The following is a 22,453-nucleotide window of genomic DNA, read 5'->3' as shown; positions in this document are numbered from 1 at the left end:
CTGTCATTGATTCCGCGAAGGAGGAACACCCCTCAACTATCGTAGGAAAAATCAATTAGCCGGTGCAGAGTACCAGCCTTTCCCCGTAAGATTCATGCCGGTCATCCCTCTGAATCGAACCTCAGGGGTTGCTACATGACCGCTCACATCAAGTTTGCTGACTCTTCCAGGACACAAGATGAACCGTAACGACCTGCGTCGTGTCGACCTTAACCTCTTGATCGTATTCGAAACCTTGATGCATGAGCGCAGTGTGACCCGCGCCGCCGAGAAATTGTTCCTCGGCCAGCCGGCCATCAGCGCAGCGTTGTCACGCCTGCGCGGGTTGTTCGATGACCCCCTGTTCGTGCGCACCGGGCGCAGCATGGAACCCTCGGCCCGCGCCGTGGAAATCTTCGCCCTGCTCTCCCCGGCCCTGGACTCGATCTCCACCGCCGTCAGCCGCGCCGCCGAATTCGACCCTGCCACCAGCACCGCCGTGTTTCGCATTGGCCTGTCCGACGACGTGGAATTCGCCCTGCTCCCGCAACTGCTCAAACGCCTGCGCTCCGAAGCCCCCGGCATCGTGCTGGTGGTACGCCGCGTCAACTACATCCTGATGCCCAGCCTGCTCGCCTCCGGCGAAATCTCCATCGGCGTCAGCTACACCGCCGACCTGCCCGCCAACGCCAAACGCAAGGTACTGCGCCGCAGCCTGCCCAAACTGCTACGCGCCGACAGCGTACCGGGCTCGCTGAGCCTGGATGACTTCTGCTCACGGCCCCACGCCCTTGTGTCCTTTGCCGGCGACTTGAGCGGGTTTATCGATGAAGAGCTGGAAAAACTCGGCCGCAAGCGCCACGTTGTGCTCGCGGTGCCGCAGTTCAACGGCCTGGGTACGTTGCTGGCGGGTACGGACATTCTGGCCACCGTGCCGGATTACGCGGCGGAAGCGCTGACCTCGGCGGGTGGGTTGCGTGCCGAAGACCCGCCGTTACCGGTGCGCTCGTTTGAGCTGCATATGGCGTGGCGGGGTTCGCAGGATAATGACCCGGGGGAGCGGTGGTTGAGGTCGCGGATTCAGATGTTTTTTGGGGACCCCGATAGCCTGTAATGGAATTCCACTAAATTCCATAAAACCGTTTTATAACAACGAGTTATTGATAATTTAAGTCTACTGCCGTCTGTCTAAATCCAATGGATTCCACGACTCATGGGGGCATAATTGGGGGCAAATTTCGGTTCCTTAAAAAGGGTGCCCCCACCGATGCCCCCAGATAATGCGGTTGTTTTCAAACGAAAACTCAGCGATGCCTTGATCCGCTCGCTGACCGAACCCGGCAAACACGCCGATGGCGAAGTCCCTGGGCTCTACTTGGAGGTAAGGGCGTCGAGCAAGGTCGGCAAATCCCCTTCCAAGGTTTGGCGATTGAAGTATCGCCTGCATGGCAAGGAAAACCGCTTCTCCATCGGCGCTTACCCCGACATTGGTCTCAAGGAGGCGCGCGACATTGCCCGCGGCGCACGCCGCGACGTGGCTAACCACACCGCTCCGCTCAAGGCCAAGACCGCCAAGATCGAGGCGCAGTTGCTCAATGAAGAGCGCACCTTCGCGTACGTGGCCGAGCAATGGTTGGCATTCAAGTCTGCCGAATTGGTGACCAAATCCATCTCGGGCTTTACCGGAGCGCTGAACAACCACATCTTGCCTGCCATTGGCAAAAAACCGATCAGCGAGATCAAGTTGGAGCACATCACTACGATCATCACTGAGTTGCGCCGCCAGCGCACCATGGCCATGGCCCGGCGCGTGCGTACCATCATCCGTGCCGTTCTGGGCTTTGCCGAAGGTCGCGGCTGGGTGGAGCGCAACGTGGCGCTCAGTAACATCGAGGAGTTGAAGATTCGCCATATCGTGACCAGCAACCCGGCGATCGAAAGGCCATCCGACCTGGGCAGGTTTCTTCTACGCCTTGATGACTGCAACGACGGCAGCGTTGCCACCGCAATGCGCCTGTTGGTCATGCTGCCGGTCCGCCCAGGCGAACTGGTGCAGATGCGCTGGGAAGATGTCGACTTGGTGGGCGCCGATTGGCGTTACGTCGTGAGCAAGACCAAGCATCTGGATAAGAGCAAGCACATCGTGCCGTTGCCTGAGCAAGCCTTGGTTCTGTTACGCGAGCTACATAAAACCCGCGTGGTGGATGAAGAAGGCAAAGGCTGGGTGTTCGTCTCGCCGGTCTATCCGGGTCGCCCCATCAATCCGACCTCCATGCTCAAGTCCTTTCAGCGTATCTGGCCGGAGTATGACATCACTGCTCACGGCTTTCGCGCGACCTACAGAACCATTGCCCACGAGCACTTGGGTATCGATCCAATCGTGCTCGAACTTTCGTTATCTCACCGAATGCCAGGAGCTCTTGGCGCTGTGTATGCGCGCGCGCAACTGCTAGTGCAGCGCCGGGAGGCTGCTCAGCAATGGGCTGACTATTTAGATCAGTTGCGGCAAAACGCTGCGCGAATAACCACAGATTGACGATACAGCGAATACAAATCAGGAGATTGGAGCCGGAAACGTGACTCGCATCTGGTGTTCGACCCATTGAAATCTAAGGGGTTTCTGTGATTCATAAAACAGGAATGGACTTGATTCTGGACTTATTTTGAAGCCGTATCGAGAGCAAAGAGGTAGCAATTCCAAGCCACGCTGTCGAGTTCTATCGACAGCCAATCGGGGAGCAGTCACTCAGCCAACGGTATCTATTTCGCTGGGGTGGCGCACAGCTACATACCGCCGACAACCGGTGCTGTCTTACGCCCTCCAACGCTCAAGGTCAATGACCTACTGGCCCCGCGCCTAAAAAAACGCCACTCTCCAGGAGTTCGAACTGGAGCGCCTACATAAGACCAATGGTCATGCCGAGGTGGTTCATATCGCTTATCAGCTAACACGTAGCAGGAAGCCTGAAACCGCAGTGTGAATCGCCAAGTCAATTCGGCTGAGCTGCTAGGCCTCTGCGCTGGAGGGCTGCAACAAAGAGACAGCCCTTTATTTGAATCGCTGAGCGAAGTCAGTTCAGTTGGCTTGGTAGTTCCTCATCTTTTTATTATTAGCATGGCGAACTGAACGGACTGGACTCAGCATTCAACCTGCGGAAGGAAGAAGGATGCCGGCACATTGCAGTGACTTCGATCGCCATGTACGGGTACAACGGCAATTGCATTAGCAGGTCGTGCAGCTCTTGAACACTATCGACGTCGAATACGCTGTAATTGGCATAGAGTCCGGCGATTCGCCACAGGTGACGCCAGTTGCCTTGACCTTGCAGGCGCGGGGCCATGAGCCTTGACTATTTTCGGAGTTTGCAACAGTGAAAAGCCTCATTTGTTTTTTTCGAAAAGGCGCTCTCTTCCAATCCAGTTAACCTTGGGTTGTGTTGCGTAATGCTCAGCATTTCGCTGGCGTTCTTCGTTGTCTGGCATGCGTGGGGAAAGGTGTAACATTACAAAGCCCTGACGGCACTCAACACTATTTTCCAGGACGCCAATTGCTAAGACCAGTCGACACCGTCCAAGCAATCAACTTACCTCCTCGTGAGAAAAACAACCTGAGAGCCCAGACTTCAATATAGCTAGCCGATAGAAAAACCCACAGGCTTGGCTGAGCTAAAGACTCCCCTAGATCAAGCTCATCAAATCCGATTGAACGCCATTACGATGCTCTATCCATTTCCGGCACAACTTCAGGGAGACCGCCGGGAGAGGAATCAAAATTGCTTTCATATTTAGTGATCATCCAATGGCGTCGCAAATATGAATAACGATTTCCTAGCCCAACCGCCGAGCGCACAACCACCTTACCTGAGCCGCATACAGACCCACGACCCCGACGAGCATGCTCGTCATCTGAGTGGGTGGCGGCTTAGCTATGATCAATTGAGTCACGGCCGCTTCAAGGGTGAGCTCGACGAGTTTCGCTCGGAAAAGATTCAGATAATCCGCGAGCGCTCTAATCAGGCCATGACAAAGAGAGGTGCGGGAGCCGAAGGTACGGTTGCTTTCTGCGTCACGCTGATGAAGCACGATGATGTGTACTGCTCGGGACATCAGATTAGTGAGCCCTGCATAATGGTGGCTCATAGCGACAACATGCCTGAACTCAAGGTTCCGGAAATTGTCGACATCCTTGTGGTAGCCATCGACCAAAGGTCGTTGCAACATACACTTGAGCGTCAAGGTAGCAGCTTTCGCATTACCGATTTCCCCAAGTGTTACCCAATTTGCAATTCGCCCGCATGGAACGAGCTCAGATGGCTGGGTACTGAGCTAGCAGATGCATCACTATGCGCCAATAAATTCCAGCAGAGGACGATTCGCAGCGATATCAGTGATACCGTGATCATGCATTTGATCGATATGGTCACCGGTGACGAGGTGCTTTCACTTAAGCCAACAGCTCGAAAACGTACGGTTGATAGAGCCTGCGAGTATGCGATGAGCCACCTAGACGAACCCTTCTCAATCCTTGACCTTTGCAACAGTATTGGCGCAAGCCGACGGAAATTGCAGTATTGCTTCCAAGAAGCATTAGGCATCAATGCCATCGCTTATCTCCGAGCACTACGCCTTAATTCAGTGCGTCGTGAACTTCGAGGAAGCGGCACATCACAGGCAATACAGAAAGTCGCGGAGCGTTGGGGCTTCTGGCACATTGGCCGATTTTCCGCCGATTACCATGCGATGTTCGGCGAACGTCCATCTGAGACCTTGCGACGCTAAAATCTGTGCCGAAATTGGATATAGAAAAAAATAGCAGTACAACATGATGTCCTTACTTCGCCGAGCCGAATGAGGACATCCCTTGAAAAACAATACTAATAACTGCACAAAACAATTCGTGGCACTCACACTCAGTCTACTGGGCGCATGGACATCAGCAGATGCAACTGAGAATGGGGTCCCAACCACTACCTTCGGTGTTTATGATTTTGGGGCTGGCATGAACCCACCGCCCACCGCGAATGGGACCGTAGGAGTACGAACTGGTTACTATTCCGCCAGGACCCTAAAAGACAGCCGTGGCAACCGTTCTGACGAAGATTTCTCTCTCGACCTACTAAGCATCGCCCTCATTTATGTGCGGATGACCGAACATACCCTGTTTGGTGCCAACTATGGGTTCGGTGCCGTGCTGCCCTTCTTTAAGATGGATGCGGAACTCAAGACTCAGACTTCGGTTGGCCCAATGAGGCTCGAAGCTGATCCGTTTCGAATGTCTGACGCGATCTTCATTCCATTGATACTGCAATGGAACCTATCGCCCAATTTTTTTGTAAATACATCCCTAGGGATCATAGCCCCAACCGGCGATTACGATAAGAATCGTTTGGTCTCACCAGGTCTTAACCACTGGACCTACTCACCTACACTCAATGCAACTTACATTACCGACAATGGTTTCGAGGTTTCATCAAGCTTCCAAGTCGACTTCAGCACCCGCAATAAAGCCACCAACTACAAAAACGGTATTGAGTATCGACACGAGTTTGCCGCAGGACAGCATATCGGTCCATGGACCGTCGGTTTGGGAGGCTTCTATTACCGTCAAGTCAGCGACGATAGCGCTCCAAATCTAAAAACCGGAAACCGTTCCGGGGCCTTTGCCATCGGCCCTGCAATAGCCTATTTCGAGCCAGGAACACCCCCTATATCGGCGCACATATACAAGGAGTACGATGCACAAAACCGACCTGAAGGTTACACATTTGCCGTGCGCGTATCTCAAAGCTTCTAAGCCTCTTAGCTACTGTCAATGAGCCTGAGAGTTTTAGCACCAGAACTTGCCTCTCAAAAATATCAACGCTGTCATTGCGCCTGCCGAACGCCTATCATTAAATGGATAATGACTCGGCTAGGCAAGTGACGGCGCCTAGAATAAAAGTCCCTCCCCCATAAACCAATGAGCTCATGAATACCAAATAAAACCGACTGCAGCGCGGTGTAATCGCAAATACAAGAATCACCTCGCTGAAACTGTGCTGAAAACGGATAGGATCAATCGTTATACCCCATTAAAATACCAGGCATCGCTGATTCAATCTGCAGGCACAATATACATCGAGTCGAAACTATTCGAGGCAGGTCTTTGTAGGCAAACGCTATCGAGTACCGTAGCCCGGCCAGCTCGCTCGTCATGGGAGATCTCAGCAGAGTATGAATCACTCAGCAACGCTTATTGGGCTCGACAGTAATGGATGAATTATAACTTTTTTCTAAGTTCGTCGAAGGCCAGACGATGACTGCTGTAGCGGGAAAATGTCTAGTCACTTGGAAGCGTATCAACGGTGTCTGGCAACTGCATAGGGTCGTAGTCAGCAGAAATAAAAACGACGACTGAACATAAAACCTTCAGCTCGCAAGCGAGCTTTTTTAGTTCATATAAAGAAGGAAGACGCGGATGAAAACCGAGCCAACCATACAAAACAACACTCCACACAGATCAAACGAACTGTGGACTTGGAGTGCGACAGACCTGGCTAAAGCAATCAAAACGCGACAACTTTCCTCTCGTGAGATTGTACAAAGTTGCCTTGAGCGCATCGACACGATCAACCCCATCATCAATGCCTTCGCCGAGGTCCATCACGAAGAAGCTTTGGTTGCTGCAGATGAAGCCGATCGCGCTGTGGCCGCCGGAGAAATACTCGGGCCGCTACATGGAGTCCCCTTGTCGACCAAGATCAATATCGATCAACGTGGTCACGCGACTACTAACGGAGTAGCTCTATTCGCAGGTAACATTGCCACCGAAGACTCACCGTCGATAGCCAAGGTCCGGCAAGCTGGTGCCATATTAACCGCGAGAAGCAATGCACCAGCATTTTCACTTCGCTGGTTCTCTAGCAACAATTTGCACGGAGTCACTCTGAACCCTTGGAGCAAGGAACATACTCCGGGGGGCTCGAGTGGAGGAGCCGCCGCAGCCGTAGCAGCCGGCATGATGCCCCTTGCAATTGGAAATGACATCGGCGGTTCGATCCGACACCCTGCATACTGCTGTGGAGTCACAGGAATCAGACCCACCGTTGGACTAGTCCCCCGCTGGTTCGGCCCTAAAAATATGGATCAACCTCTTTGTGTGCAAGTCATGGCGACGGATGGGCCTATTGCGCGCAGTGTCGGCGACCTACGACTCGCACTTTCGGCCATGAGTGGCTTCGATACACGAGATCCATTATCGCTGCCTAGATATCACAACACAGAAAACGCTAAACGCCCAATGCGTATCGGAGTGCTTCGCAAATCAGCTACGATGCCTACCTCAACAGAGGTTTCTGCAGCCCTAGAGCGCGCAGCTACTTATCTGTCAGACGCGGGCTATATTGTTGAAGAGATAGAGTTACCCTTCCTGGAGGAGGCGTACCGTCTCTGGTATCTGCTTGCGATGGAGGAGTTTCGTGAAATGCTCCCGATCATGGAACAAGCTGGCGATCAAGGGGCACTGACAGCGATGAAGTATTTCTTTGACGTCGCAGCCGGCTGGTGGGGAACTCAACCTACATTAAACGACTACATGCATGGTTATGCTAGACGCGGCAGCCTGGTCGCCCAAATGCAAGCGTTTCTGGAGTCCTATCCCGTCATCCTGCTTCCAATTTCCGCCGAACAGGCTTTCCCACAAAATCTAGACATCGAAAGTCTGGAAGGCTCACGGCGAGTGACAAAAGCTAATTGGTCTATGATGGGGATAGCTAACTTAGGATTCCCGGCAATGTCAGTCCCTGTCGGTATTGACAATAAACTCCCTTGCGGGGTGCAATTACTTGGTCGACGTTATCGCGAGGAAGACCTATTTGACGCTGCAGAAGTCATCGAAGCTCGGGCTGGCCGACTAACACCGATTGACCCACGCTGAGCTTATGACACTGTCGGGCACATCCGCAAAAATATCGCAATGTGCCTGACGGGTCTTGAGCGTAACGTCTTTTCAAATTCTATGCCCCCTGTGTGCCTTTCAACAGACCTGGTAAGAACACGCTTTTGAGCTGATATCGTGTGCATTGCCTGCAACCATTTCACTTCAAACCGCACGTCACAGATGGTCGCCCTGATCCAGGCAAGGAGCGCGGTTGCAAATAACTGTCCCAACGTCCCTCAGAGTGAATCGTCCCAGATTTCTTAGATAATAAGCGACCGCATACGACTCTCGAAACGATGCCCGCTGAATATTCACTATCTATTGCTTTCACCAATGAAAAAATGCCAATCCGCGAAGTCAGAAAGGGTTGCTGATCCACTGCCTCACGGGCGCACTTCATGGAGTGCTACGGCAATCCATCGTTTCTTCCTTCCTGGGATGAACCTGCAACCGAAGTGACTGGCTCAGTGAGTTGCGCTGGATGGACGAGACTTGTTGCTCCAAGGCTGAAAATTCTCGCGCCAGCGTCTATGGTAGATAGTTGCAGCTGCGGCCAGCCTCTAATATCAAGATCGCAGTGGTGGCCCTTTGCGGCCATCACGCCTGATTGGAGCATTTCATGATCCTGCACAACACGCAGACAACCCCCAGCGAACTCGCAGCGTTCGTCAACGACCACTTTTCCGGACGAGGAATCAGGCCGGATGGGGTCATTGCTCAGTCCTGGTATCGCAGCGTTGTGGAGCACCGCCTCGATCCTGGCGCGGCAAGCCGCAAGAACATCCTCAACGCTGAGGACATCCGTCGTCACCAGGAACAGCATCAGCAATATCTTTCCATCGCCAGCCAGGGTGTGAACGGTCTGGCCCGGCGCGTGGTGCCCGCCGGCTTCGCCGTGCTGCTGAGCGACGAACACGGCATCACCCTGGATTCCCGGCTGCCCAGCCATCACGATGCCTACACCCGATCTGGGCTGGTGGTGGGCGCGCGGTGGGACGAGTCGGAGGTCGGCACCAACGGCATCGGCACGACCCTAGCGGCGGCGCAACCGCTGATCATTCACCGGGAAGAGCACTTCCTGGCGTCCAACTTCCGCCTGAGCTGCTCGGTGGCGCCGATCTTCGACGCTCAAGGCTTGTTGCGCGGTTGCCTGAATGCGACCTGCATGAACAACGAGGGTCCTCGGGAAAGCCAGTACCTCACGCTGCAGCTGGTGATTATGTACGCCCGCCTGATCGAGAACGCACACTTTCGCCAGAGCTACCGCGACCGCCTGACCCTGTCCCTCAAACCCATCGATGAAATCACCGACCTGGCCAACGAGCAACTACTCGCCCTGGATGAAAGTGGTCGCATCATCGGGACCAACCGTGCCGCGTTTGTCGCCTTGGATTTGGGCGACAATCCCAGATTGCTCGGCGCTCGCATCGACAGCCTGCTACCAACCACGGTGGACGAACTGCTCCAGCTCACCAAGGGTGGCGCCCAGGGGGTGCGCTTGCGTGGCCTGCGTGATGAGGCCTTGCTGGACGTCGGCCTGCGTATCCCCTCCGAACAGCACCGCCCGCTGCCCATCGCCCGCCCTGCCCTTCAGGCCCACCCGCACCTGCAGCAACTCGCCGGTCTAGATGCCCGACTGCAACAGAACGTGCGACGCGTGCGCAAGGTGATCGACAAGGGCATCCCTATCCTGATTACCGGCGAGACCGGCACCGGCAAGGAAGCCTTCGCCCGTGCCATTCACCAGGCCAGCCTCCGTCGCGCCGGGCCTTTCGTGGCATTGAACTGCGCGGCGATTCCAGAAACGTTGATCGAGAGCGAGCTGTTCGGCTATCGCGCCGGCAGTTTCACCGGCGCCAACCGCAAAGGCATGAAAGGCAAGCTCGAACTGGCGAACGGCGGCACGCTGTTTCTCGATGAAATCGGCGACATGCCCGCCCACCTGCAAACCCGCTTGCTGCGGGTGCTGGCGGAGCGAGAGATCTCGCCGCTGGGGGCCGAATCGCCGGTGACACTGGATGTCCAAGTGATCTCGGCCACACACCAGGATCTGCACAGCATGATCGGCGAGAAGCGCTTTCGCGAAGACCTGTTCTACCGCCTCGCCGGGATGAACCTCGCGCTGCCGGCCTTGCGCGAGCGCAGCGACCGAGCCGAGCTGATCGACACGCTGCTCGCTGCCCAGACCGGCACCCGCGGATTACGGCTGGACGCCAGTGCCCGCCAATGCCTGTTCGATTACCCCTGGCCTGGCAACATTCGCCAGTTGCTCAACAGCCTGCGCTACGCGGTGGCCTTGGCTGAAGACGGGGTGATTGATCTGGACTGCCTGCCCTGCGAATTGCTGGCACCGCAAAGGCTGGCATCGCCGACCCGCGCCACGCCGCAGGCTGGCAACCTTGGGGAACAAATGGGCGGCGAAGAGTCCCGCCGCCTGCTGGGGACTTTGCGTCGGCATAGCTGGAACATCAGTGCCGCCGCGACAGATCTGGGTATCTCGCGCTCGACGCTGTATCGCAAGATGAAGAAACACGGTGTCGTGGCGCCTAACAATCAGCTTTGATAGCGGATCCGCGTCAACAAAAATGCCGGCGCCCCGTGCGGGGAACCGGCATTTTTTCCAGGCCCAGGCCGTGGATCAGATTTGAATGTAAACCACGTGGGTGTGGGTGTATTCATACAAGCCGTGCTTACCGTCCGCGCCGCCAATGCCGGATTTTCGCGTCCCCGCATGGAAGCCCTGCATCGCTTCGAAGTTCTCGCGATTGATGTACGTTTCGCCGAAATCCAGTTCATGGCTGGCCCGCATGGCCGCGCTTAGGCTGCGGGTGTAGATCGATGAGGTCAGACCGTATTCGCTGTCATTGGCCAGGGCGATAGCTTCGTCCAGGTCTTCGACAATCTGGATTGGCAACACCGGGCCGAAGATCTCCTGGCGCATGATCGCCATGTCGCTGCCACAGCCGGCCAGAACGGTTGGCTGGTAATGGAAACCCTGGCCCTTGTCGGCCACGGCGCCGCCAGTCACCACTTCGGCGCCCTGCCCCCTGGCGGTCCTGACCATCTGCGCAACCTTGTCCAGCGCGGCCTGGTTGATCAGCGGTCCCATGTCCAGATCGTCTTCGGCCAGTGGGTCGCCGTAGCGGGTCGCGGCCATCGACGCGGCAATCTGCTCGATGAACTGATCGGAGACCTTGCGTTCGACGTACACCCGCTCGGCACAGTTGCAGACTTGCCCGGTGTTGATCACCCGCGACGCGGTGATGGCCTTGACCGCCAGTTCCAAGTCGGCGTCCGCGAGCACGATAGCCGGCGCCTTGCCCCCCAGTTCCAGATTGAGCTTGGTGATGTTCGGCGCCGCCGCGGCCATGATCCGCGAGCCAGTTCCGACGCTGCCGGTGAAGCTGATCAGATCGATGCCGGCATGGCTGGTCAGCTGATGCCCCACTGTCGCCCCCGTGCCGCTGACCACGTTGAACACCCCAGCCGGCAGGTCGGTCTCGGCCACCAGGCGGGCGAACTCGAAGCAATTGATCGGGGTTTCTTCACTGGGCTTGATCACGATGGTGTTGCCGGTCACCAAGGCCGGCGCCATTTTGCGAGCGATCAGGAAGAACGGGAAGTTCCACGGCAAGATGCCGGCGACCACGCCCAAGGGCTTGCGCAGCAGGAAGATGCTTTCGCCGGCGCGGTCGCTGGTCAGCACTTCCCCTTCAAGACGCCGTGCCCATTCGGCCATGTAATCCAGGTAGTCGGCCGTGAAGTTGACCTCCACCCGCGCCAGCCCCAGCACTTTGCCTTGCTCGGCGGTGATGATGTGGGCGAGTCGTTCGGCGTTGTCGCGCACTTTGCTGGCAATCTTGCGCAGGTAACCGGCGCGTTCGATGGCCGGCCGCGCTGCCCAGCCTTTCTGCGCCTTGCGCGCCGCGGCGATAGCCGCTTCAACGTGCTCGCCGCTGGCTTCGGGCACCCGCGCCAGCGGTCGGTCGTTGGCCGGGTTGCGCACTTCGATGCGGGGGTCGCCGGGAACGAAGGCGTTGGCGATGAAGTTCTGGTACTCGATGATTTCGGTCATGTGCTTGCTCTCGCGGTCGGTCTCGAAAACGATCAGGGACACTCTGGCCCCTGCATCGCGGGCGTTCATTTGGCGCTGAAGGTTTTCCAGACGCCGCCTTCCTGCTGCAGGTCGTGGGCGCGCTTGATCAGGTATTGATGAATCTGGTCCACCTGTTCTGGCGTGAAGGCATCGGCAAAGGACGGCATGCCGTCGGGCACTCGGCCGCCGAAGAGAATGCCAAGGAACATCTGGTGTTTTTCGGTGGTCAGCTTGCGCAGGTCCGGCAGCACGCCACCGCTGACTGCATGGATGCCGTGGCATTGCGAGCAGTAGCCGTCATAGAGCTTGCCGCCGGCGTCCACCGCCGCCATGTCAGTGGTCAATGGCGGCGGTTTCGGCGTGTCGGCAAGCGGCGCCGGCTCGTTGAGTTTCGCGGTGCCACCCAGTTTGTAGGTCAGCACCTGGGAGAACGGCCGAACCCCGGCGCGCAGGGACAAGGCCCCGGCGAACGTCGAGAAAGCGCCGCCCCACCCGGCCATGAAGGTGACGTACTGCTCACCGTCCACGCTGTAGGTAATCGGCGCGGCCATGACGCCACTGGCCGCCGGCTGCTCCCAGAGTTTCTTGCCGGTGTCCGCGGCGTAGGCAATGACTCGGCCATCGGCGCTGCCCTCGAACACCAGGTTGCCGGCGGTGCTCAAGGTGCCGCCGTTGAAGATAGTCACGTAGGGTACTTCCCAGGCCGGCTGCTGCTTGACTGGGTCCCAGGCGATGAGTTTGCCCGACCAGCCCTTGGCCATTTCCAGCAACCCATCGGCGTCCTCGGGCATCATCCCGGTGCGCAGGCCCAGTTGGTACATGCTCTTGAACGGGTTGCGCTTGGGCGCTTCGGGGATGTGTTCGTAATAGGCGGACATGATGTGCGCCGGGATATACACCAGTCCGGTGTTCGGGTTGTAGGACATCGGCTGCCAGTCGTGGGCGCCCCAGAACGCGGGCGTGACCAACTTGCGCTTGCCGTCCTTCCAATACGCGGCGTTCTCGTCATCGACGATCGGCCGCCCGGTCTTCATGTCCATGCCCTTGGTCCAGCTCTGCGGCACGATGCCCTTGGCCGACAGCAGCTCGCCCGTGGCACGGTCGATCACGTAGAAGAACCCGTTCTTCGGCGCCTGCATCAGCACCTTGCGCGGCTTTCCATCGATCGGCAGTTCCGCCAGGATCATATGCTGGGTGGCGGTGTAGTCCCAGGCGTCTCCCGGCGTGGTCTGGTAGTGCCAGGCGTACTCGCCCGTGTCGGCATTGACCGCGACAATCGAGGACAGGAACAGGTTGTCACCCTTGGCCTGGCTGCGCCATTTCGGGTCCCACAGCGAACCATTGCCCACGCCGATGTATAGCAGGTTCAAGTCAGGATCGAATGCGAAGGAGTCCCAGGCCGTGCCGCCACCGCCCTGGGCAACGTACGCGTCGCCGTGCCAGGTCTTGGCGGCGATGGCCATGGCCTTGTCTTCCGGCGGCAGCTTGGGGTCACCCGGCACCGTGAAGAAGCGCCAGGCTTGCTTGCCGGTTTCGGCGTCGTACGCGGTGACATAACCGCGTACGCCGAACTCGGCGCCGCCGTTGCCGATCACCACTTTGCCGTTGACCACGCGAGGGGCACCGGTGATGGTGTAGCTGCGCGAGTGATCGGCCCGGGTGTCCACCGACCAGGCGCGCTGGCCGGTCTTCGCATCGATGGCCTCCAGGCGACCATCGAGCACACCCACGTAAACCTTGCCCTTCCACACCGCGACGCCACGGTTGACCGCATCGCAGCACGCCTCGCCGGCGCGGTTGCGGTCGGACTTGGGGTCGTACTTCCAGATCAGCTTGCCGTCACGTGCGTCCAGGGCGTAGACCACGGAGAACGGACCGGTGGTGTACATCACGCCGTCGACCACGATAGGCGTGGCCTCGACGCCGCGATCCAGGTCCAGCTTGTAGCTCCAGGCGAGCCCCAGCTGGTCGACGTTCTGGTCGCTGATTTTCTTCAATGGGCTGTAGCGCTGCTCGTCGTAGGTGCGGCCGGTGCTCATCCAGTTACCGGGCTCCTGATCGGCGGCGATGATGCGCTTGCCGTCGACATTCGCTGGCATGTCCTGGGCCCAGCCCGGCGTGGCGTTGAGAGTAAGCGCCAGCACGACAAATAGCGTCTTGAGGGGAGCGCGAAGGGGCGCGGTCCGGGGAGCGGGAGGCACGGCGAGGCCAATCTGTATCATGGGGGACTCCTGATTCTTATTAGTAGCGAAGCCATTGCGCTGCGCAGAGGGACAAGAGCAACCCCTATGCCAGTCCTCGCTAAAGAGCTGTAAGCCGCGTCGTATGGGGCTTACAAGCAGAATCGATTACTGAGTCAACCTGCGACAGTTGTCGCACCTACGGGGCATTTGTGTCACTCCTGGCACACTTCTGTTTGCCCTAACCTCGGCATGTATCGCCATGGTTTTTCCATCAGCCCCTCTTAAGACAGCGACGCGACGATACCCTGGTCCTTGCTGACACAGGCTCACTGCCAGACCGGTCGCTCGGATCATAGATCGATCGATGTGTCTGTCCAGGCAAAAGGTCCAGAGGAAAAAAATGACAAAATAATCCGTCGCCCCCCGCTAAGTGAGAGACTTCTTAGGTACCTTTGGCGCGCAGAGTTTTTTGATCAAAAGCGATGCATGGACTAGTCGGCACTGCGATATTTGCTCAAACCCACTGGGACATTATTAGAACAACGGCGGGGAGCGCTATGGCTGCCAACAAGGTTTGGCAAGCGATGATTCCAGCCATGAGAGGCGCGTCTCCCCCTAACTGCCTTGCCATTATGTAAGAGGATGATGCAGTAGGCAGTGCCTGGAATAGCAATGCTGCAATTGCGGCCTTTCCGTCTAGCCCAAACAGATGGCAGGCGCAAAGCGTGACTAACGGCATGATTAAAAACTTTACTAACGACGAATATCCGACAGGGCGCAGCCATTGTCGTAAGCTCACGAACTCAAGCGCGGCACCAACGCAGAGTAAACCGAGCGGCAATGACGCTTGCCCCAAGGCTTTGAGCACCGCTTCGATACCTACGGGTAACCCCCAGCCTGACGCCTGTATCAATCCGCCTGCGAAGCAAGCCAGTACCAGTGGGTTCAGAGCTATTTGCTTTAGAACTTTGCTGAACGGCATCCTGCCGCCCGATCCATACTTCGCGATAACCATCACACACAAGATGTTCACTGTGGGCACTATCGCCGCATTCGCGACGGCTGCCAGGGCGATGCCTTGCGCACCGAACAAGCCGGCTGCTGCAGACACGCCCACGTAATTATTGAAACGAATGCCACCCTGAAAAACCGAGGTGAACGCCGCATTGTCCGTAGTGATTAGCGCTCGCGCTCCCAGCAGCATTAGCGCCACCACCACAGTCGACAATATGAGCACAGAGACCATGCTTTGAAAGGGCAGCCCATCAAGCTTGGCGGTCGCCAGTCCGTGAAAGAAAAGTGAAGGCAGCAATGCGTAATACGCCAAGCGTTCCGCCTGCGCCCAAAAAGTATCTGCTAAAAATTGACGACGCTTAAGCCATGCGCCCAGCACGATCAGTATTGCGATGGGCAATAAGGCAATCAACAAAGAGAGGGTCATGCACTTGTCTCGATTTTTTGAACCAACCGTTCACAGCCCGCGATGTACTCATCGTGGCCTCGAGGAACCGTCGGAGTGGGCACCACGATAAGAAGTCAGTCCCTAAAATAAAAACGATTTAAAGTTTAGCAACCAACAAGTATTTCTCATTGGTCATCGAATGGGGAATGCGCGATTACGGCGTGTGCCAACGCTGTAGCTAATCGCCCAAGAGGACGGTCTTCGCGCTCCAGCAATACCACACGCCTGGTTTTCTGAGGCGTGCCGAATGGCTCACAAGCGAGCTTCGTCAGGCTTTCAACCTGATGCCGCGCGAGCGGAATTATTGATATGCCGAGTCCGTTTGATACCATCTGAATAATCGCATTCTGGCTATCAAGCTCCATGCTGGTTTGCACCCGCTGTCGCATGTTGCGAAGCTCTCGCTCAATTGTCCGACCTGCCCAAGCGCGGCGATCAAAGCGGATGAAAGGTTGGCTTTTAAGTAGAAGATGCAAGTCCTCATGCGCGTGCGACACTGGCGCAACGATCCAGAAACCCTCCTCGTAAAGCACCGTGCTCACCAGACCGTAAGGGTGCGGCCTCACCGGTTCCGTGGTGATCGCCACGTCTAGCTCTCCCGCTTCTACGCGCGTGGCCAACTCAGCGGACATTCCTGATGCAACAGTGATTCGCAGGTGCGGATGCTCGGCGCGTAATGCCGCAAGCGCGAGTGGCAACGGGCCTGCCAGCGCGGTTTGGATGGCGCCGATTCGAAGCTTGCCGCGTAACTCGATATCACCGCCAATTTCAGATGAGATGCCGTCGTAGAGACTTAGAATTTCTCTCGCGCGCTCCACGGCGATATGGCCCGCATAGGTAAGAACCGGCAAGCGCCGTGAACGGTCAAACAGGAGTGCATTGAAATCCTCCTCTAACGACCGAACATGAAGACTGACTGCAGACTGGGTGAGATGCACGGCGTCTGCTGCCCTGACGAAAGAACCGTATTGGGCAATGGCAAGAAGTGTTCGAAGTGCGCGTAGTGACATGGCCATTCATCCAGCGTGTTGAGCCATGGAATGTGCTCTATGGCGAGCACCATCCTGAACTGGCAGAGGAGGGATCCTGAATTGATCGAAGTTGCACTCGCCCACGTCGATAAAGATGAGGTGCGCAGCGCCTATAACCGAGCGGATTGCATCGAGCGCAAACGCCCCATGATGGCCTGGTGGAGCGACCACATCCAAGAAGCCGCTTTCGGAAACCTATCAGTGTCAGTCGTCTTGGAAAACAGAGACTGGAAAAAATAGTTCCAATACGCTGATCCGCTTTTTTAGTACTGAAGACATTAAAGGCTCTGGAATAACACGAAGTCATTACTCGGGTATGTGGCACGCTCGAAAGCCGGATGCTTACGTCATCGCCATGGATCGAACTCAGACAGACCACTCGCTGATTGCCTGGATGCTCTATGCATGCCTCTTGTTTAATCTATTGGCTTGCGGTACTGCCCACGGACAGATGACGGGTGAGCAAACCACCGAATCAGATTCAGCGCACGAACGGTTTGACGTGCACGCGTACCGCCCAGGCGCCATTGCCCATCGGTTCGCCCAGTGCGACGTAGTCACGGGTGAGACCAGCGTCGACCCCGGCTTCAGTCATCACCAAGTTCTGCAAGGTAGAGAGGCGTTTTTTCCGGATGCAGCACGCTGACTTCCTTGTCATCGCGAATCACTAGCACAGTGCCCTTCTCAACAGCGGCATGCCTGTCGTGAAGAGCTCCGCGGTGCTGGGCGTGTGCGCCTACACCGTGGCGCGCATCGATCAGCGCTCGACCGTGAAAGCCGAGGCAGGCTCCTGCGCAACCTAGAAGAACAACTCAGCGAGGGACGATGAAAGCACTTCAAGTCACCAATCATTGCTTTACTGTCTGATGGAGAAGCACTGAGGTAGGCGACGGTCGCGGCAATCCATTAAATCCAAGCGCTTTGAGGTTCGCATAACACTAGACCGATTCCCAGTTGAAATCGATATGAGGCACGGGATCTGCCGCCGATGATCCGGGTTGCCCGCATCACCGGCGATTGACTTCATTGCCCGTTTTTAACCCGGCTCCAGATACGCGTGCGCAGCCGGTCGGTCTCTAGCGGCATCGCTTCCAGCACGAAGAGTTTCTTCATCACGCTTTCAGGCGGGTACACCATCGGGTCGTTGAGAATGGCCTTGTCGACCATGCCCTCAGCGGCAGCGTTGCCGTTGGCATAGTGCACGTGGTTGCTGATGTCAGCCATGACGTTGGGTTCCAGCAGGTAGTTCAGAAACGCGTAACCGGCCGCTTCATTCGGAGCATCGGCAGGCATGGCGACCATGTCGAACCACATCGGTGAGCCTTCGTTGGGAATGGCGTAAGCAATCTGCTGGCCGTTCCCGGCCTCATTGGCTCTTGCTGCCGCCTGCATCACGTCGCCAGAAAAACCCACGACCAGACACATCGCCCGTTGCAAGATCGCTGGTGTACTTGGAATTGTGGAAGTAATTCACATAGGGCCGCACTTTGAGCAGCAGGGCCTGGGCCTTCTCGTAGTCGGCCTTGCCCTTGCTGTGGTGCGCAAGCCCCAGGTAGTTCAAGGCGATGGGAAGGATCTCAGGGCCATTATCGAGCATGGCTACGCCGCATCGAGCGAGTTTCTTCATGTTCTCGGGCTTGAACACGATGTCCCACGAGTCTATCGGCACATCGCCCAGGACTGCCTTGACCTTGGCGACGTTGTAGCCGATGCCGGTGCTGCCCCACAGGTAAGGGAAACCGTATCGGTTGCCGGGGTCATTGGCCTCCAGAACTTTCATCAGCGTCGGGTTGAGGTTCTGCCAGTTTGGGAGTTTGCTGCGGTCGAGCGGTTTGAGTGCGCCGGCCTTGATCTGCCGCGCCATGAAGTGATTGGAGGGAAACACCACGTCATACCCGGAATGGCCGGCCATCAGCTTGGCGTCGAGGACCTCATTGCTGTCGTACAAGTCATACTGAGTCGGGTGCCCGGTATGGCTGGTAAAGTTTTGCAGGGTACCTGGGGCGATGTAACTGCTCCAGTTGTAGATCCTGACGGTGTCTGCCGCTTGAGCGGTGGACGCGATCAACAGTAGCGGAACGATCGACTTCAACATACGAGACCTCAACCTTTGTTCTTTACGTTATGGATGAAGGCAGTTCAGAAAATCAGCACGTAGCTTTTGCGAACGGTTTCTTGTATATCCCAGACTCCCGTGGTGTTCGCAGGCAACATCAATGCGTCGCCGGCCTGGATATGAAGGATCTCACCGCCATCCGGGGTGAAGGTGCAGCGCCCCTGGATGAAATGGCAGAACTCCTGCTGCACAATCTGGCGCCGCCAGCGGCCGGGGGTGCATTCCCACACGCCGGCCTCGACGCCGTCATCGCGCTTAACGCTGATCGCGGCAACCTGTGAAAGCGGCCCACCCAGCGGTATACCGACAGTGCTCGGTTCCCCGAGAGACAAGCCCGTGGTGTCGCGGAAATGATCGATCTTCATTCGAACGGCTCCTTGGACATCATCAGGCGTTCCATGCAACCAGCCAAACCCTCAGCCATCTGGCGGCGCCAGCGCGGCGCATGGCGGTTGGCCAATATCCGATCTTCATGAACAAAGCTCTGGATAATGGCGTTGTAACCCAGCCAGCGCAGGGGCTCTGGCTCCCAGCGTGGCAACGAGGCCAGCGGACGGTCGGCCAACACCCAAGGCTGGCGAGTCAGTTCGTTGTCCTGACCAAGAATCAGTGCGGCCACGGTGCGGCCACCCAGGTTGCTGGCGCCTACACCTTCGCCGCCATAACCGCCGGCGAGTGCGATCTTCTGGCGGCGGTCGGCCAACATGTGCGGGTGAAAGCGCCGGGCGACGCCCAGGTTTCCGCCCCAGGCATGAGTCAGGCGAACATTGCGCAAAATAGGAAACAGCTCGCTAAACAGATACTGGCGCAACTCACGTTCGGCCAGACTGAGGTTGAAGTCACTGCGCAGGCGACCTCCAAAGCGATAGCCACCGCGGGCACCAAACACCAAGCGGTCATCGCGGCTGCGCTGACCATAGGTGACTTGTCGACTGTTTTCGCTGAAAGCCTGACCACGGCTAAGTCCAATTTCGGCCCACACATCGGCCGGGAGCGGCTCAGTTGCAACGATCAGGCTCTGCGCGGCCAGTTGATATTTGTTCAACGGGGGCAAGGCGCTGGCATATCCCTCGACTGCCGGGACCATCCAATCGGCGCTCACGCGGCCGTACTCGGTTCGAACCTGGCCTGCCTTCCAGTCGAGCACAGCGCTTTGCTCAAAAATGCGCACACCCATGCGTTCCACGACTTCGGCTAGCCCCCGTACCAATCTGGCAGGTTGAATGGTCGCGCAGTGAGGTGAATACAGGGCGCCGTACGCCTGGGCCACATTCAATTGTTCGCGCAAGGCCTGAGGGCTCAGCCAGCGATAATCGTCTTCACCCAGGCCTTGCGCACGGGCGGCAGCGAGCTGTTCGCGCAGGCGCCGTTCTTGCTCGGGATACCGCGCCGCGCAGTACAACACGCCACCTTTGCGCAGGTCGCAATCGATGCTTTCGGCATGGCATACCCGCGCCACTTCGTCGGGGATCCCATGCAGCAGTTGATATCCCGCATGACGTTGTGTGGCAGGCAAGGGTCCCAGGAGTCGGTCTTCGCCTAACAGGTTACCCATTAGCCAGCCGCCATTGCGGCCAGAGGCGCCGAAACCGGCAATCTGTGCTTCAACTATGACGATGTCTAGGTGTGGTGCTTGCTGCTTGAGGTAGTAGGCCGTCCAAAGGCCGCTGTAACCGGCGCCGATGATCACCACATCCGCTCGCAAGTCCTGGTGCAACGCCGGGCGCGGCGTCAGCGCCTCGTCGACTTGCTCCATCCACAAACTCACACCACCCCAACCTGCCATCACGTGCTCCGTCGTTTGATTGCCGACAGAGCTTAATGCGCAGCAAAGGGGCCTGTGTTATCTGCGGGCACGCGCGCAATTGGCCTTTAACCAAGCCTTGGGTGTGCAACCATTGTGGCTACGGAACGCCTTGTAGAACGCCGATGTGGAATTGAACCCGGCACCCACAGCAAGGGCATCGATGGGCGCGTTCTCATCATAACTGGCGAGGCGTTCAAGTAGGTAGGCCAAGCGAGCTTGGGTCACGTAGCGATAGAAACTTTGCCCCAGCACTTGATTCAGTAGGTAAGACAGCTGATTACGACTGTACCCGGTGGCGCTGGCAATCCGTGCAAGATCCAGATCAGGGTCCAGGAATGGCTGCTGGCGGGTAAAGTAATCGGCCAAGTCTCGCGCCATGAAACCCAACTGGCGCGCCGAGAGCCCTAGCTTACTGATGGCGGGGGCGCGACGCCCGGCGTGCGGCTCGCCGTCGCGCACCAGTGACGCATATTCGTTTACACGCAGGATCAGACCATCACATACCGTGATCGCCTCGCTGGTACGAAAAACCACCCGCTCGCCACTGCCCTTCAGAGCAGTCTGGTACTGGATGAATGCCGTGCAGCCGTCCGCGCGGATGCGGTCATTGTGCTCAAGATACTCATCGGGATGGCGCGGCAACGTGCCGGTGATGTAAGCGCGCAGCTCTGTCAGGCCCATGCTGCGGTTCTGGAAAAAATCGTTGTACTGCACTTGCGGGTGATAGAGCGCGAGTATCGCCTCCAGGTCGCGCTGCTTCCAGGCCATGTGATAGCGCAGCACCACCTCGAGGGTGAGCTTTGTCTGCTCGGCGGTATCTGGCGGGATGAGGAGCATGGTCTGACGGGCCTGATGACTGGACCGCACCAGTCTAGTGCTTGAACGGCTGAGTGAACAAATACAGGCAGGCCCAGGCGTACCTGATTGAGCGAGCTGAGCCTCTAGCTGCCTGTGGCGCTGCCATGTTTGCCGCCCAGCACCAACGCAACACCACCCAGCACAGTGATGGATGCCAACACCATCCTTACGCTCAGGCTTTCCCCCAGAAAAACAATACCAGCCAGCGAAGCCAGGATGGGTACGCTCAACTGCACTGTCGCTGCTTGAAACGAGGCAAGGTGACGTACCGCGACGTACCAGGCCGCGTAACCGACGCCTGACGCCAGCGCTCCGGAAAGAACGCCATAAAGTACCCCCAGCGGGTCCCAACGCAGCCCCGCCAGAAACGGCAAGCTTGCCATCAGGACCAGCGGAATGGAGCGGATGAAATTTCCGGCAGTGACCGCCAGAGGATCACCGACACCTTTACCAAGCAGTGAATAAACTCCCCATGCCAATCCCGACAACAGCATTGTGAGCGCGCTAGCGGGGTCAGGGGCGGCTGCGCCTGGAAGCAGCAGGCTGACCAAGCCAGCAAGCGCCAATACAAATCCAGCGATTGCCTTCGTATGCATCCGCTCGCCTTTGAGCATGCCGTACAGAACCATGCTCAGCTGAACCGCCCCAAACAGCAGCAACGCCCCCGTCCCGGTCTCCAAATGACGGTACGCGAAGGAAAAAGCGAAAACGTAAACGAACAAGGCTGCGGCCCCCTTCCAACTGCCTTTGATCGTGGTTGAGGACCGTCTCAAGGCACACATCAGCCATAACACCACGGCCCCGCTGGCCAGCCGGACAATACTGAAACTCGCGGCATCGATGTCGGTGTGTTTAAGTGCCAGGCGGCACAGGAGCGAGTTCGCGGCAAAGGCGAACATGGCGAAACAGGTCATCGCTATCAATCTTGTCGATGCTGACGATTTGAACGCCCGAGTGAAGTGTTTGCTCATTGTCATGATCGATCCCAATGCCTGGGTAGACT

14 protein-coding genes and 4 pseudogenes are annotated in these 22,453 nt (G+C 57.3%); 7 read left to right on the top strand and 11 right to left on the bottom strand.

The genetic code is table 11. The annotated features are described in order from the left end of the window. Positions 1-178: 178 nt before the first annotated feature. Positions 179-1,093, top strand: a complete 915-nt coding sequence (locus GH769_RS10395; protein ID WP_032903409.1) for a LysR family transcriptional regulator — start codon at positions 179-181, stop codon at positions 1,091-1,093. A gap of 153 nt (positions 1,094-1,246) precedes the next feature. Then, on the top strand, positions 1,247-2,515 hold the full coding sequence (locus GH769_RS10390; protein WP_029300006.1) for a site-specific integrase: 1,269 nt from the start codon (positions 1,247-1,249) through the stop codon (positions 2,513-2,515). A 574-nt stretch (positions 2,516-3,089) separates the two neighbouring features. Here GH769_RS10390 and GH769_RS10385 read toward each other — a convergent pair. After that, a pseudogene (locus GH769_RS10385) lies at positions 3,090-3,326 on the bottom strand (muconolactone Delta-isomerase family protein); the annotation flags it as partial. Between the two features lie 466 nt (positions 3,327-3,792). Between GH769_RS10385 and GH769_RS10380 the strand changes: the two are divergent. From GH769_RS10380 to GH769_RS10365, 4 genes are all read left to right on the top strand, one after another. Then, the gene (locus GH769_RS10380) at positions 3,793-4,758 is read left to right on the top strand and encodes a helix-turn-helix domain-containing protein (protein WP_153649756.1); all 966 of its coding nucleotides are present in this window, start codon (positions 3,793-3,795) and stop codon (positions 4,756-4,758) included. A gap of 82 nt (positions 4,759-4,840) precedes the next feature. Then, the gene (locus GH769_RS10375) at positions 4,841-5,773 is read left to right on the top strand and encodes a transporter (protein ID WP_372242391.1); all 933 of its coding nucleotides are present in this window, start codon (positions 4,841-4,843) and stop codon (positions 5,771-5,773) included. A gap of 663 nt (positions 5,774-6,436) precedes the next feature. Continuing rightward, positions 6,437-7,894 (top strand): amidase, encoded by a 1,458-nt coding sequence (locus GH769_RS10370; RefSeq protein WP_153649755.1) that lies wholly within the window; start codon positions 6,437-6,439, stop codon positions 7,892-7,894. A 622-nt stretch (positions 7,895-8,516) separates the two neighbouring features. Continuing rightward, a complete protein-coding gene (locus GH769_RS10365; protein ID WP_153649754.1) occupies positions 8,517-10,460 on the top strand; it encodes a sigma-54-dependent Fis family transcriptional regulator in 1,944 nt (647 codons plus the stop codon). 75 nt (positions 10,461-10,535) lie between these two features. Here GH769_RS10365 and aldA read toward each other — a convergent pair whose 3' ends face one another. From aldA to GH769_RS10345, 4 genes are all read right to left on the bottom strand, one after another. Continuing rightward, positions 10,536-11,972, bottom strand: coding sequence for an aldehyde dehydrogenase (gene aldA / locus GH769_RS10360; RefSeq protein ID WP_153649975.1), 1,437 nt, complete (start codon positions 11,970-11,972; stop codon positions 10,536-10,538). A gap of 65 nt (positions 11,973-12,037) precedes the next feature. Next, positions 12,038-14,215, bottom strand: a complete 2,178-nt coding sequence (locus GH769_RS10355; protein WP_153649753.1) for a PQQ-dependent dehydrogenase, methanol/ethanol family — start codon at positions 14,213-14,215, stop codon at positions 12,038-12,040. A 475-nt stretch (positions 14,216-14,690) separates the two neighbouring features. Continuing rightward, complete coding sequence (locus tag GH769_RS10350; protein WP_153649752.1) at positions 14,691-15,617, bottom strand: AEC family transporter; 927 nt, start codon at positions 15,615-15,617, stop codon at positions 14,691-14,693. A 146-nt stretch (positions 15,618-15,763) separates the two neighbouring features. After that, positions 15,764-16,648, bottom strand: coding sequence for a LysR family transcriptional regulator (locus tag GH769_RS10345; protein WP_153649751.1), 885 nt, complete (start codon positions 16,646-16,648; stop codon positions 15,764-15,766). Between GH769_RS10345 and GH769_RS10340 the strand changes: the two are divergent. Beyond that, positions 16,649-16,909 (top strand): annotated as a pseudogene (locus GH769_RS10340) (integrase); the annotation flags it as partial. Positions 16,910-17,153: 244 nt separating this feature from the next. Here the strand turns inward: GH769_RS10340 and GH769_RS10335 are convergent. The 6 genes and pseudogenes from GH769_RS10335 to GH769_RS10310 all read right to left on the bottom strand — a co-directional run. Beyond that, positions 17,154-17,355 (bottom strand): annotated as a pseudogene (locus tag GH769_RS10335) (cytochrome c-type biogenesis CcmF C-terminal domain-containing protein); the annotation flags it as partial. 337 nt (positions 17,356-17,692) lie between these two features. After that, positions 17,693-18,764, bottom strand: a pseudogene (locus tag GH769_RS10330) (polyamine ABC transporter substrate-binding protein). Positions 18,765-18,808: 44 nt separating this feature from the next. Then, a complete protein-coding gene (locus GH769_RS10325) occupies positions 18,809-19,150 on the bottom strand; it encodes a cupin domain-containing protein (protein WP_153649750.1) in 342 nt (113 codons plus the stop codon). After that, the gene (locus tag GH769_RS10320) at positions 19,147-20,571 is read right to left on the bottom strand and encodes an FAD-binding oxidoreductase (protein WP_153649749.1); all 1,425 of its coding nucleotides are present in this window, start codon (positions 20,569-20,571) and stop codon (positions 19,147-19,149) included. Before GH769_RS10320 ends, GH769_RS10325 begins: the two co-directional genes overlap by 4 nt. 57 nt (positions 20,572-20,628) lie before the next feature. Further along, positions 20,629-21,429: an AraC family transcriptional regulator gene (locus tag GH769_RS10315; RefSeq protein ID WP_153649748.1), complete on the bottom strand. Its 801-nt coding sequence runs from the start codon at positions 21,427-21,429 to the stop codon at positions 20,629-20,631. A 104-nt stretch (positions 21,430-21,533) separates the two neighbouring features. After that, a complete protein-coding gene (locus GH769_RS10310; protein WP_153649747.1) occupies positions 21,534-22,421 on the bottom strand; it encodes a DMT family transporter in 888 nt (295 codons plus the stop codon). Positions 22,422-22,453: the final 32 nt, after the last annotated feature.

Origin of the sequence: Pseudomonas sp. CFSAN084952 (assembly GCF_009648855.1) — a bacterium.
GTDB classification, from domain to species: domain Bacteria; phylum Pseudomonadota; class Gammaproteobacteria; order Pseudomonadales; family Pseudomonadaceae; genus Aquipseudomonas; species Aquipseudomonas paracarnis.
The sequence above is the reverse complement of the archived record's forward strand: the minus strand, read 5'-3'. Positions and strand labels throughout refer to the sequence as shown.

Bases quoted from the DNA above. Each gene is read 5' to 3' on its own strand.
- GH769_RS10395 (WP_032903409.1), top strand. From the start codon at position 179: ATGAACCGTAACGACCTGCGTCGTGTCGACCTTAACCTCTTGATCGTA.
- GH769_RS10390 (WP_029300006.1), top strand. From the start codon at position 1,247: ATGCCCCCAGATAATGCGGTTGTTTTCAAACGAAAACTCAGCGATGCC.
- GH769_RS10380 (WP_153649756.1), top strand. From the start codon at position 3,793: ATGAATAACGATTTCCTAGCCCAACCGCCGAGCGCACAACCACCTTAC.
- GH769_RS10370 (WP_153649755.1), top strand. From the start codon at position 6,437: ATGAAAACCGAGCCAACCATACAAAACAACACTCCACACAGATCAAAC.
- GH769_RS10365 (WP_153649754.1), top strand. From the start codon at position 8,517: ATGATCCTGCACAACACGCAGACAACCCCCAGCGAACTCGCAGCGTTC.
- aldA (WP_153649975.1), bottom strand. From the start codon at position 11,972: ATGACCGAAATCATCGAGTACCAGAACTTCATCGCCAACGCCTTCGTT.
- GH769_RS10355 (WP_153649753.1), bottom strand. From the start codon at position 14,215: ATGATACAGATTGGCCTCGCCGTGCCTCCCGCTCCCCGGACCGCGCCC.
- GH769_RS10350 (WP_153649752.1), bottom strand. From the start codon at position 15,617: ATGACCCTCTCTTTGTTGATTGCCTTATTGCCCATCGCAATACTGATC.
- GH769_RS10345 (WP_153649751.1), bottom strand. From the start codon at position 16,648: ATGTCACTACGCGCACTTCGAACACTTCTTGCCATTGCCCAATACGGT.
- GH769_RS10325 (WP_153649750.1), bottom strand. From the start codon at position 19,150: ATGAAGATCGATCATTTCCGCGACACCACGGGCTTGTCTCTCGGGGAA.
- GH769_RS10320 (WP_153649749.1), bottom strand. From the start codon at position 20,571: ATGGCAGGTTGGGGTGGTGTGAGTTTGTGGATGGAGCAAGTCGACGAG.
- GH769_RS10315 (WP_153649748.1), bottom strand. From the start codon at position 21,429: ATGCTCCTCATCCCGCCAGATACCGCCGAGCAGACAAAGCTCACCCTC.
- GH769_RS10310 (WP_153649747.1), bottom strand. From the start codon at position 22,421: ATGAGCAAACACTTCACTCGGGCGTTCAAATCGTCAGCATCGACAAGA.